At 74.0% G+C, this 12,550-nt stretch carries 8 protein-coding genes; 7 read left to right on the forward strand and 1 reads right to left on the reverse strand.

Annotation, left to right across the window (positions count from 1 at the left end):
- Nucleotides 1-29: 29 nt before the first annotated feature.
- The 5 genes from pdxR to ACWD1Z_RS09425 all read left to right on the forward strand — a co-directional run bounded on the left by pdxR (nt 30) and on the right by ACWD1Z_RS09425 (nt 8,946).
- Complete coding sequence (gene pdxR / locus ACWD1Z_RS09405) at nt 30-1,475, forward strand: MocR-like pyridoxine biosynthesis transcription factor PdxR (RefSeq protein WP_451116980.1); 1,446 nt, start codon at nt 30-32, stop codon at nt 1,473-1,475.
- A 121-nt stretch (nt 1,476-1,596) separates the two neighbouring features.
- Nucleotides 1,597-3,171: an alkaline phosphatase D family protein gene (locus ACWD1Z_RS09410; RefSeq protein ID WP_451116983.1), complete on the forward strand. Its 1,575-nt coding sequence runs from the start codon at nt 1,597-1,599 to the stop codon at nt 3,169-3,171.
- Nucleotides 3,172-3,300: 129 nt separating this feature from the next.
- Nucleotides 3,301-4,719, forward strand: coding sequence for an SWIM zinc finger family protein (locus ACWD1Z_RS09415; RefSeq protein WP_451116984.1), 1,419 nt, complete (start codon nt 3,301-3,303; stop codon nt 4,717-4,719).
- Nucleotides 4,716-7,340, forward strand: a complete 2,625-nt coding sequence (locus ACWD1Z_RS09420; RefSeq protein ID WP_451116985.1) for a DUF7824 domain-containing protein — start codon at nt 4,716-4,718, stop codon at nt 7,338-7,340. The genes ACWD1Z_RS09415 and ACWD1Z_RS09420 overlap by 4 nt, the downstream gene beginning before the upstream one ends.
- Before the next feature lie 199 nt (nt 7,341-7,539).
- Nucleotides 7,540-8,946 carry a GNAT family N-acetyltransferase gene (locus tag ACWD1Z_RS09425; protein WP_451116987.1) on the forward strand — a complete coding sequence of 469 codons (1,407 nt, stop codon included), beginning with the start codon at nt 7,540-7,542 and terminating at the stop codon, nt 8,944-8,946.
- Here the strand turns inward: ACWD1Z_RS09425 and ACWD1Z_RS09430 are convergent.
- Nucleotides 8,943-10,142: a trans-sulfuration enzyme family protein gene (locus ACWD1Z_RS09430; RefSeq protein WP_451116989.1), complete on the reverse strand. Its 1,200-nt coding sequence runs from the start codon at nt 10,140-10,142 to the stop codon at nt 8,943-8,945. The genes ACWD1Z_RS09425 and ACWD1Z_RS09430 overlap by 4 nt on opposite strands.
- A 60-nt stretch (nt 10,143-10,202) precedes the next feature.
- Here ACWD1Z_RS09430 and ACWD1Z_RS09435 point away from each other — a divergent pair, with 60 nt between their 5' ends.
- Nucleotides 10,203-10,694 carry an Lrp/AsnC family transcriptional regulator gene (locus ACWD1Z_RS09435; RefSeq protein WP_389417573.1) on the forward strand — a complete coding sequence of 164 codons (492 nt, stop codon included), beginning with the start codon at nt 10,203-10,205 and terminating at the stop codon, nt 10,692-10,694.
- Between the two features lie 32 nt (nt 10,695-10,726).
- Nucleotides 10,727-12,415 (forward strand): DUF885 domain-containing protein, encoded by a 1,689-nt coding sequence (locus ACWD1Z_RS09440; RefSeq protein WP_451116991.1) that lies wholly within the window; start codon nt 10,727-10,729, stop codon nt 12,413-12,415.
- Nucleotides 12,416-12,550 lie beyond the last annotated feature (135 nt).

Below are 12,550 nucleotides of genomic sequence, written 5' to 3' on the forward strand. Positions count from 1 at the left end.
TGCGGCGGTCCGGATTAAGGTCCACTTTCATGACGGCGTCACAGACCAATCCGGACGACCACACGGGGGCGGCCCGGACGGGCACGGGCTCGGCCGCGTGGGAACTGCTGCTGCCCGCCGCCTCCGCGCCGGCCCGCGCGCGTGGGCGGGCGTTGCAGGCCGCGTTGCGGGAGGCGGTGCGCTGCGGGCAGCTCACTCCGGGAACGCGCCTGCCCTCGAGCCGGGACCTCGCGGCCGACCTCGGGGTGTCCCGGGGGCTGATCACCGAGGCGTACGAGCAGCTCACGGCGGAGGGCTATCTGCGCAGTGGCCGGGGCGCCGGGACCTGGGTGGGCGGTGCCGTACGGTCGGCGCGGCCCCGTGCGCACGACCTCGCGCCGCGCTCTCCGGGCGCCCGGGCCGACTTCGTGCCCGGCACCCCCGATCTGTCGCTGTTCCCGCGCGCCGCCTGGGCCGCGGCGCAGCGGGGGGTACTGGCCGAGCTGCCGCACCAGGACCTCGGCTACCCCGACCCGCGCGGGCTGCCCCGGCTCCGTACGGCGCTGGCCGAACTGCTGGCCCGGCGACGGGGCGTGGTCGCGGACCCGGAGCGGCTGGTGGTCGTCTCCGGGGTGGCGCAGGCGACGACGCTGCTCGGTTTCGCGCTGCACGCGCGCGGGATGCGCACGGTCGGAGTGGAGGACCCCGGCAGCCCCCAGCACAACGCGCTCTACGCCGCCGCGGGCGTCGCCGCCGTGCCGCTGCCCCTGGACGAGGAGGGCCTCGCCCTCGACCCGCTGCGGGCCTCGGACGCCCGGTCCGTGGTGACCACCCCCGCGCACCAGTACCCGACCGGGATCGCGTACTCCGCGCGGCGCCGCGCCGAACTGCTGGACTGGGCGCGGTCGGTGGACGGCTTCGTCCTGGAGGACGACTACGACGGCGACTTCCGCTACGACCGCGCTCCGGTGGGCGCGCTGCAGGGCCTGGACCCGGAGCGGGTGGCCTACGCGGGCTCGGTCAGCAAGTCGCTCGCGCCGGGACTGCGGCTCGGCTGGCTGCTCGTCCCGGAGGCGCTGGCCGACGAGGTCGTCGAACGCAAACGGACGATGGATCTCGGCCATCCCACCCTCGACCAGGCGCTGTTCGCCCGGTTCGTGGAGCGCGGGGACTACGACCGGCAGTTGCGCCGCTGCCAGCGCGCCTACCGGGAACGGCGCGACGCCCTGGTCGCCGCGCTGGAGGAGTACTTCCCGGGGTCCCGGGTGTCGGGCATCGCCGCCGGGCTGCATGTGATCGCCGTCCTGCCGAAACGGTTCGGGCCCGAGGAGGACTTCCTGGCGCGCACGGCCGCGGCCGGCGTGGCCGTGCGCCTGCTCTCCCACTGCGCACACGCGCGCGGGGAGCACGACGACGTACGGCTGGTCCTGGGGTACGCGCATCTGTCGCCGGCCCGGATCCGGGAGGGCGTGCGGGCCATGGCCGAGGCGGTGTGAACCGGCCGCCGGTTCCCTTGTCCCGGCGGTCAGTTGTTCACTTGCGGTTTCCGTGGGCGCTGCGGCGCCCCAGTAGGTGTGGCACTGCACACTGGCCGGATCCCGTCCTGGAGGCTCATCCATGTCACACCGTCCGCTCCCCGGCCGCCGCAGCGTTCTGCGCGGCTCGCTCGCCGCCTCCGCGGCCCTGTCCCTGCCCACCGCGCTCGGTGCGGCGCCCGCGTTCGCGCTGTCCGGGCGGCCCGAGGCGGGCTGGGGCGTGCAGACGGGCGATGTGACGACGGACTCGGGCCTGGTGTGGGTCCGCTCCGACCGGCCCGCGCGGATGATCGTCGAGACGTCCGCCACCGAGTCCTTCCGCAACCCGCGCCGCTGGCACGGCCCCCTGCTCGGCGCGGGCACCGACTTCACCGGTACGACCCGGCTGCGCGGGCTGCCCTCCGGCGAGCAGATCCACTACCGCGTCCTGCTCACCGACCCCGACGACCCGCGCCGTACCGGCGAGCCGGTGACCGGTACCTTCCGCACCGCCTCGGCCAGGCGGCGCGACGGCGTCCGGTTCGTCTGGTCCGGCGACCTGGCGGGCCAGGGCTGGGGCATCAACCCCGACCTCGGCGGCTTCCGCATCTACGACACGATGGCCGGCCTCGACCCGGACTTCTTCATCTGCAGCGGTGACAACATCTACGCCGACGGCCCGATCAGCCCGACCGTGACCCTGCCCGACGGCCGGACCTGGCGGAACATCACCACCGAGGAGAAGTCGAAGGTCGCCGAGACGCTGGCGGAGTTCCGCGGCAACTTCCGCTACAACCTGCTCGACGAGAACCTGCGCGCCTTCAACGCCCGGGTCCCCTCGATCATCCAGTGGGACGACCACGAGGTCACCAACAACTGGTACCCGGGCGAGATCCTCGGCGACTCCCGCTACACCGAGAAGCGCGTCGACGTGCTCGCCGCCCGTGCCCGGCAGGCGTTCGCGGAGTACTACCCGATCTCCACGCTGCGCCGCCCCGACGGCCGCGTCTACCGCACCCAGCACCACGGCCCGCTGCTGGACGTGTTCGTGCTGGACATGCGCACCTACCGCAACGCCAACTCGCCCGACGACCAGAGCACCGACCCGGTGGGCATCCTCGGCCGGGAGCAGCTGGAGTGGCTCAAGCGCGAGCTGTCCCGCTCCCGGGCGGTGTGGAAGGTCATCGCCTCCGACATGCCGATCGGCCTGGTGGTGCCGGACACCGGCGACGGCAAGCCGAACATCGAGGCGGTCGCGCAGGGCGACCCGGGCGCCCCGCTCGGCCGGGAGCTGCAGATCGCCGAGCTGCTGCGGTTCATCAAGCACCGGCGGATCACCGGCACGGTCTGGCTGACCGCCGACGTCCACTACACCTCGGCGCAGCACTACCAGCCCTCGCGGGCCGCGTTCACCGACTTCGCACCGTTCTGGGAGTTCGTCTCGGGTCCGCTGAACGCCGGCTCCTTCCCCGCCAACGCGCTCGACAACACCTTCGGGCCGGAGCGGGTCTTCCTCAAGGCTCCGACGGTCGCCAACGTCTCCCCCGCCGAGGGCTACCAGTTCTTCGGCGAGGTCGACATCGACGGTGACAGCGGCGAGCTGACGGTACGGCTGCGCGAGCAGGACGGCACCGTGCTGTTCACCCAGGTGCTCCAGCCGGGGCGGGTCGGCCAGTAGCCGGCGTACCCTTCACCCGTGTCGCGCACCGGCGTCATCCCCCGGCGCGCGGCACGTTCAAGTCGGCCTCGCCGAGGGTGTTTTCGCAGGTGAGAGCCGATTGTCAGTGGTGGCCTCTACGGTTTTCCCATGACGCGATCACTGCACGCAGTGGCCTATCGCCGACCCTCCGTGCTGGACTCCACCGCGGACGGCCGGCGCCTGGGCCTGGAGACCTCACGGGGCGCGACGCCCACCGGCACCACCGACCATCCCCGCTTCTTCACGGGGTTCCTGACGGCGCCTCAGGCGGCCTCCGCCGGGCTGCTGGCGGTGGCCGACGTGGCGGCGGCGCGCTACTACCAGCGGCAGTTGCGCGCCTCGCTCGATCCGGTGGTGACCGGCAACGGCGACCGGCTGCGCTTCGAGTCGTTCTCCGGCTGCGGCGGCGTCTACGCCCGGCTCGACGTGCTGACGCCGGGCCTGGACGGCGACGAGGTGGGCCACGGCACGACCAACGTGGACGTCAACAACCCGCTGCGCGAGGCGCTGTCCAGGATCGGCACGGACGATCCGCTGCACCTGCGCGTCGGACCGGACGACCTGACGGTGACCACGCTGGACGGGCCGGTGGTGGAGAAGAAGGTCCCGCTCCCCGACCGCTGGCTGCGCGGATTCGCGGAGTCCCAGGTGATCGCCGCCGGCTTCGACCTGCGCGCCGAACTGCCCGCCGCCGAGGCGGTGCGGTTCCTGCGCGCGCTGCCGAAGGCCGGACCGCGCGGCGCGGTGGGAGGTCCGCGCTGGGTGGTCCCGGCGGGCCGCGGACTGCGCCCGACCACCCGCGCGGTGCCCGGCGCGGTCTGCCTGCCGGGCCCGGAGCGGCTGAGCGCGCTCCAGCGGGTCCTCCGGCACGCCACCACCCTGCGGGTGTACGGCCCCGCGGTCGGCGCGGGTTCGGCGGCGACCGCCAGTGCCTGGGAGATGGTGCTCCCGGGGATGCGGCTCACCCTCACCCTGTCGCCCGACACCTCCCGCGGCTTCTCCGGCGAGGGCGGCGTCCTCGACGCGCTCGCCACCGACGAGGCCGCCGGGGACGCGGAGCTGATCTCGGTGCTCCTCGCCTGGGAGCCGCGCATCGACGTCACCGGCCTCGCCGCCGCCTCGGGCCTCACCGCCGAGCGGGTGCGCGCGGCCCTGGTCCGCCTCGGCACCTCGGGCCGGGTCGGCTACGACACCGCGGAGGCGGCCCATTTCCACCGGGAGCTGCCGTACGACTCCGCGCGCGTGGAGCGGCACAACCCCCGGCTGCGCTCCGCCCGGGCCCTGGTGGCGGCGGGCGCGGTCGCCCTGGACGGCGCCCTCGGCACGGTGACCGCGGAGGACGGCCATGTGCACCGGGTGCGGGACGAGGCGGGGGTGCTGAGCTGCACCTGCCTGTGGTGGGGGAAGTACCGGGGCGGGCGCGGGCCCTGCAAGCACGCCCTGGCGGTACGGATGGTGCGGCGCGGCGCCGCGGCTGAGCAGAGGGCGGCGACGACGGCGGCACGAGTCGACGGGGGTGTGCGATGAGTTCGCTGATGGACGCGGTACGGGCGGGACGGATCGCCGAGGTGGCGAGCCTGCTGGACGGGATGACGGACGCCGAACGGCGGGCAGAATTCCCCGAGTTGAAGGCGCTGCGCAAGGAGCTGCGTCCGGACCGCTGGAGCGATCGGGGGCAGCGGATCCTGCCCGCCCTGCATCTGGCCGGCGCCGCCTGCCAGACCGGGGCCGCGGCCGTGGCGAACTGGATGGCGGCGACCGACTTCCTCTGGGCGTCCGCCTCGCCGGCCCGGCTGATCGACGCCCTCGCCGACCGGGACCTCGCCTGGATCGCCGATGTCACCCACCGGCTCGCCCGGCGTCCGGTCAGTGCCCGCGTCCCCTTCGAGCTGTTGACGGGCCTGGTACGGCTGGCCGCCTGCCCGGTGCCCACGACCGACGCGTACCTCCAGGGCTGGCTGAGGCACGTCGGCAGCACCTGGGGGCGCTTGGGCTCCCTCTCCGACCGGCTCCGTCAGGAGCCTCAGCTGGCGGAGCTCGTGGCCGCGCTCTTCGAGATCGACGACATCGGCCCGGTGCTCGGCTGGATCGCCGGGGAGGGACGCAACAGCTGGCCCGCGTCCCTGGCCCGCCTCACCGAGGACGGCACTCTCGACCGCAAGTCGATGCTGGACGGCTGTGTGGCGCGCCTGCTGCGGGGCGGCCGGGCGTCCGACGTGCGGGTGTTCCTCCAGCTGTTGCAGGCGCTGGCCCCGACCCCTCAGGAGGAGCGGGAGCGGGTGGCCGACTGGACGGCGCTCGCGGCGGACGCCGCCTCCCCGGTCGCCGGGCACGCCCAGTCGGTACTGGCCGGGCTCGCCCTGGCCGGCGAACTCCCGCCCCGGCGGCTGGCGGAGATGTCGGAGGCGGTGCTGTTCCGCACCGAGAAGAAGCTGCTGCGGGCCCAGCTCGTGCTGCTGGGCAAGGTCCTCGCCCAGGACGCCTCCGGGGTCGACGCGCTGCTGCCCGCCCTGGCACAGGCCCTCGGGCACACGGACTCCGAGGTGCGGGAACGCGCGGTCAAGCTGGTGGAGCGGCACGCGCCGAGGATCGGCGACCCGGAAGTGCGGGAGGCACTCCTCGCCGGGGCCGAACAGGCCGGTCCGGTCCTGCGTGCCCGGGTGGCCGAGGCCCTGGGCAGCGTCCCCGTCACGACGCAGGGGTGGGAGGAGGCGCTGCCACCGGTACCGGTGCCGCTGCGCCTGGCGCCCGCCGCGGAGTCGGCGGCCGAACTCGCCGAAGACGTGGGGGCGTTGCTGGCAGGCGGCGCCGATGACATGGTCGCCTTCGAGCGCACCCTCGACGGCCTGGTGCGCCACGCCCACCGGGACCCGCGCGCCCTGCGCGAAGCCCTCGAACCGGTGGTGAGCCGACTGAGCTGGTTCACCGCCGACACCGTCCATGCGAGCAGCTTCTTCGGCCACCGCCATCTGGAGCTCGTCCTCGCGGGCCTGCTGCGCAAGTCACCGGGTGAGGGCTACCGTGCGCCGCTCCAGGACCCGCTGTCCGGAGCGGGCTGCGTGCACAGCCCTCTCGCCCGCGCCTTCAACGCCCGGATAGGGGAGATCGCGCACCGGGTCCACGCCGATCCGCCGCCCTTCCTCCTCTCCACCCCCACCTGGAGCACCGGCATCCTCGAACCGGACGAGCTGGTCACCCGGCTCGCCGGCTACCGCGAGCTCGGTGTCCGGGTGGCGCCCGCCGACTTCGCACAGGCCCTGCTGCGGGTCCGCCGCCGGGACCGCACGGCGGCCGGGGCAGCCGCGCGGCGGGCGGTGGCGCTCGGCACCCCCGAGGGCACGCGTCTGGCCCAGTGGCTCACCGCCGACGGGCCGGCCCTGCCACCCGTGCGACGGCGCACCACGGGTCCCCGGGTCCTGCTGGAGTCCGGCGAACTCGCGGAGCTGCAGCAGGACTTCCCGCCGGACTTCCAGCCCCTGGGCAGAGCGGTGGCCGTCTACCAGGAGCGCTGGCGCTGCTACCACTGGGACGCCGACCTGCGCCCGCACTGGACGGCCCTGCTGCCCGAGCGGCGCGAACTCGTGGCGGTCCGGCTGCTGCGGGACTTCTCCTCCCTGGCCGTGGACGACACCCGGGGCGCCGCCGGGATACTCCCCCGGCTCGCCGAGTCGGACGGCGCGGCGGGTCCCGCCCTGCATCTGGGCGTCGCGTACGCGCTCGGCGCGCGGCACGAGGAGGACCGGCTCGCCGCCGTGGACGCCCTGCTGGTGCTGGCCGCACGGGGACAGCTCGACGCGGAGCGGCTGGGCGCCGACCTCGGGGAGCTGATGGGCAGGGGGGCGGTCAAGCCGGTGCGGCTCGTGGAGTCCCTACGGACGGCGGCGGCGACCGGGGCGAACTCCACGGTCTGGGAGATACTCCGGCACACGCTGCCCGCCCTGCTCGCCGGCCTCGCCGGTGACCGGCCGCCCGTCCCGCCGCGCGGGCTCGCGGATCTGCTGGCCCTGGCGGCGGACTGCGCCGAGCGGGCCGGTGCGCGGGGCGAGGTGCCGCACCTGGCGCAGACGGCCGGGCGGGGCGGCTCCTCCCGTCTGGTGGCCCAGGCCCGTCGGCTGCGCAGCACGCTGGTCACGGAAGTGGCCGCCTGACGTAGCCCTTTACGCCGTACGCCCGGGGCCCGGCGTGGACACGGGCGGACGACCGGGCTGGAGGCGGAGGTCGGCCGACGCCAGCAACACAACCGTAAAAGAAACGACAAAAGGTGCAGAATCGATCTTTACCGCCCGGACACAAAGCGTTCGTGATCACGCAACACCATTCCTTCACAGTGGCTGCATGAGTCGAGACATGTCTGATGTGACGCGTGCGAAGCACGGGCGCCCCGTCCACCACTGGCGGCGGGACGTCATCGAACTCGCCGCGCTCTTCACGGCCGTCGCGGTGGCGGACGCCGTGGCCAACCTGGTCGGGCACGGCCCGGACGGACCGGAGCTGCTGCTGGTGTCAGCGGTCCTGCTGGTTGCCACGGCCGCGTTCCACACCTGGTGGTCACGCCGCCACGGCCACGCACCGCCGGCGGACGATACCGGTGCCCGGCCCGCCGCTGAGCGGCAGGCCGGGCCGTCGGACCCTTCGTCGCAGCAGCCGGCCGAGGGCGCGCCCGGCGAGAGCACCCTGTGGCGGATGCGGACGACCGTGAAGGACGAGCCGGGATCCCTGGCCGTGCTCTGCACGGCCCTCGCCGAGCGGCGGGTCGACATCCTGAGCCTCCAGACCCATCCGCTGGGCGACGGCACGGTGGACGAGTTCCTGCTGCGCGCCCCCGGCGACCTCGCGGTCGCCGAGATCACCCGGGCCGTCTCCCGGGCGGGCGGCACCAGCACCTGGACCGAGCGCGCCGACGCCCACGACCTGGTGGACGCGCCGACCCGGGTCCTGGGCCTCGCCACCCGCACCGCCCTGGACGCGGCGGAACTACCGCTCGCGCTGCGGCAGTTGCTGGGCCGTTGCACCATCCGCCAGCTGCCCGCCGCGCCGGTCGCCGGACGGGCGCCGGAGGGCGTTCCGGTGGAGGGCGTCCTGGAGGACACCGTGATGCGGCTGCGGGCCCCCGAGGGCGGAGTGATCACCGTGGAGCGGCCGTATCTGCCGTTCACCCCCACCGAGTTCGCGCGGGCGCGGGCCCTGGTGGAGCTGGACGCCCGGCTCGGCCCCCGGGTGCCGCGCAGCCAGGACGTGCTGACGCTGCAGGAGGGCAGCGACATCACCGTCCGGCGGGCTCACACCGGCGATGTCGAGGCGGCGAAGGCCATGCACGAGCGGTGCTCGTCGCGGACGCTGGGCATGCGGTATCACGGGCCCGTGGGTGACGCGGACCGGTATCTGAACCACCTCCTCAGCCCGCGGTTCGGGCGGACGCTCGCGGTGCAGACGGCGTCCGGGCGGATCGTGGGGCTCGGTCACCTCCTGTGGGACGGGGACGAGACGGAGGTCGCGCTGCTGGTCGAGGACGCGTGGCAGCGGCGCGGGATCGGGGCGGAGCTGCTGCGCAGGCTGGTGGGGATGGCTGTCGAGGCCGGGTGCGAGAGCGTGTACGCGGTGACTCAGTCGTCCAACACCGGGATGGTGGCCGCGATGCGAGGGCTCGGGTTGCCGCTCGACTACCAGATCGAGGAGGGCACGCTGGTGATCACGGCCAGGCTCGCCTCGCAGGTGCGGGTGGGTATGGAAGAGGCCGCGCGCCGTAAGGGCTAAGGCCGGATGGCGGGTGCGGGTGTTCTGTGGCTTGTCGCGCAGTTCCCCGCGCCCCTGGGCGGGTTCCCGCTCAGGGCGTTGTCCAGATCCGTCCAGAGGTCTTCCACGTCCTCCAGGCCCACCGACATGCGCAGCAGCCGGTCGCTCACCCCGGCGTCCCTTCGGTCACCCTCGTTCACGATGCGGTGGCTGATGGACGCCGGGTGCTGGATGAGGGTGTCCACGCTGCCGAGGCTGACCGCAGGCGTGATCAGGCGGACCCCGGCGATGACCTCGTGGGGGTCTCCGGCCACCTCGAAGGCGACCATCGCGCCGCCGATGCCCGGGTAGTGGACCCGGGTCACCCGGGGGTCGGCGGCGAGGCGGCCGGCCAGTTCGGCGGCGGTCGCGGAGGCCGCGCGGACCCGCACCGGGAGCGTGGACAGCCCGCGCAGCAGCAGGTAGCCGGCGAGCGGGTGCAGGACCCCGCCGGTGGCGAAGCGGACCTGCCGCAGGCGCCCGGCCAGTTCCTCGTCGCAGGCCACGACGCCCGCCATCACGTCGCCGTGTCCGCCGAGGTACTTGGTCGCGCTGTGCAGCACCAGGCGCGCCCCCTGCTCGGCGGGGCGCTGGAGCACCGGGGTGGCGAAGGTGTTGTCCACGAGCAGCGGGACCGAGCCGCAGGCGTGGGCGACGGCACGCAGGTCGACCTCGGCGAGGGTCGGGTTGGCCGGGGACTCCACCATCACCAGGCCGGTGTCGGGGCGCAGCGCGTCCTCGATGCCGGCCGGGTCCGTCCAGGTCACCTCGGTGCCGAGCAGACCGGCGGTCAGCAGGTGGTCGCTGCATCCGTAGAGCGGGCGTACGGCGACGACATGGCGCAGGCCCATCGAGGCCCGTACCAGCAGCACCGCGCTCAGCGCGGCCATGCCGCTGGCGAACGCCACCGCGCAGTCGGTGCCCTCAAGCCGGGCCAGGGCGGTCTCGAAGCGGGCGACGGTCGGATTGCCGAGGCGTCCGTAGACGGGCGGTCCGTCCGGGTCGGCGCCGGTCTCGGCGAACGCGTCGATGCGGGCGGCCTCGCCGCGGCTGTCGTAGGAGGGGTAGGTGGTGGACAGGTCGATCGGCGGGGCGTGCAGGCCCAGGCCGGCGAGGTCGTCGCGGCCGGCGTGCACGGCTTCGGTGGCCAGAGCTCTCGAGCGCACAGGGATCTCCATGGGCGGAAGAGTGAACGCCGACCGGGTCACGGGAGGCGAACACCGTGCTACGTTCGGCCGGTGGCCGAAACTGTCGTACTGGATCCGGTGGATCTTCATCTGCTGCGGCTGTTGCAGAACGACGCCCGGACGACGTACCGGGACCTCGCCGCGCAGGTCGGGGTCGCACCGTCGACCTGCCTGGACCGGGTGACCCGGCTGCGGCGGGCGGGGGTGATTCTCGGCCATCAATTGCGGCTGGACCCGGCGAAGCTCGGGCGTGGGCTGGAAGCCCTGCTGTCCGTGCAGGTCAGACCGCACCGGCGGGAGCTGGTCGGGCCGTTCGTGGACCGGATCCGGGCCCTGCCGGAGTCGCGGACCGTCTTCCACCTGACCGGTCCCGACGACTACCTGGTCCATGTCGCGGTGGCGGACATGACCGATCTCCAGCGGCTGGTTCTGGACGAGTTCACCTCGCAGCGGGAAGTGGCGCGTGTGGAGACCCGGTTGATCTTCCAGCAGTGGGAGTGCGGCCCGCTGCTCCCGCCTTCGCCCTCGGCTCAATCCGGGTGACGCCCGGCGGGCGCCGTACGAGGATGGTCCGCATGTCAGAGACCAAGAGCCCGCTGCCCCGCGCTGTCGCCGACGCCTATGTCGACGACCTCATCGCCCTCGATCCCGTCACCGGTACCTATCTCGGTGTGAAGGAGAGTTCGAGCCGACTGCCCGACCTCTCGCCCGCCGGCCAGGAAGCGCTGGCGGAGCTGGCCCGGGCCACCCTGGCACGGCTCGACGAGGCCGAGCGGCAGCCCGGAGCGGACAGCGACATCGAGCGCCGGTGCGCCCGCCTGCTGCGGGAACGGCTGACCGCCGAACTCGCCGTGCACGAGGCCGACGAGGGCCTGCGCGCGGTCGGCAATCTGGGCACGCCCGCGCACTCGGTGCGGGAGATCTTCGCCATCACCCCGGCCGGGACCGAGGAGGACTGGGCGGCCATCGCCGAGCGGCTGCGCGCGGTGCCCGCGGCGCTGGCCGGTTACCGCGAGTCGCTCACGCTGGGCCTGGAGCGCAAGCTCTACGCGGCACCGCGCCCGACGGCCACCTTCCAGCAGCAGCTCACCGAGTGGGCGGACACCGGTGCGGGCCGGGGCTGGTTCGAGGACTTCGCCGCCGCGGGCCCCGAGGCGCTGCGCGGCGAGCTGGACAAGGCGGCCCGCGGGGCGACTGCGGCCGTGGTGGAGCTGCGGGACTGGATGCGGGACGTGTACGCCCCGGCCATCGAGGGCGCCCCCGAGACCGTGGGCCGGGAGCGATACGCCCGGCTGGCACGCTACTTCAACGGCACCGATCTCGACCTGGACGAGGCGTACGCGTACGGCTGGTCCGAGTTCCACCGTCTCCTCGGGGAGATGCGGCAGGAGGCGGAGAAGATCCTGCCCGGCGCCGAAACGCCGTGGGTGGCGCTCGCGCACATCGACGAGCACGGCCGGCACATCGAGGGCGTCGACGAGGTGCGGGCCTGGCTCCAGGGCCTGATGGACCGGGCGATCGAGGAGCTGGACGGCACTCACTTCGAGCTCGCCGAGCGGGTGCGCCGGGTGGAGTCCCGTATCGCCCCGCCCGGTGGCGCGGCAGCCCCGTACTACACCGGTCCGAGCGAGGACTTCTCCCGTCCGGGCCGCACCTGGCTGCCGACGATGGGCAGGACCCGTTTCCCGGTCTACGACCTGGTGTCGACCTGGTACCACGAGGGAGTTCCGGGCCATCACCTCCAGCTGGCGCAGTGGGTGCACGTCACGGACCGGCTCTCCCGCTACCAGGCCACCGTCGGCCAGGTCAGCGCCAACTGCGAGGGCTGGGCGCTGTACGCGGAGCGGCTGATGGACGAGCTGGGCTTCCTCACTGACCCCGAGGAGCGGCTCGGCTACCTCGACGCGCAGATGATGCGCGCGGCCCGCGTCATCGTCGACATCGGCATGCACCTGGAGCTGGAGATTCCGGCGGACTCGCCGTTCCACCCGGGTGAGCGCTGGACGCCGGAGCTGGCCGAGGAGTTCTTCGGTGCGCACAGCAGCCGTTCGGCGGAGTTCGTGGAGAGCGAGCTGACTCGCTATCTGACGATTCCGGGGCAGGCGATCGGCTACAAGCTGGGCGAGCGGGCCTGGCTGCTGGGCCGCGAGAAGGCGCGCGAGCGCCAGGGCGACGCCTTCGACCTCAAGGCCTGGCACATGGCGGCGCTCTCGCAGGGCTCGCTGGGCCTGGACGACCTGGTCGACGAACTCGCCCGGCTGTGAACCGGACCGGGCGGTGGCAGCCGCCCGCCTGAGCGGTGCCCGGTCCGCCTCGTCCGGCGCGAGCCACGCGACGAGGCGGACCGGGCCGCCCTTGACGGCCCCGGCAACCTGCCCGCCGGGCCGACGTACGGGATC

This window comes from Streptomyces sp. NPDC002784 (genome assembly GCF_053592135.1).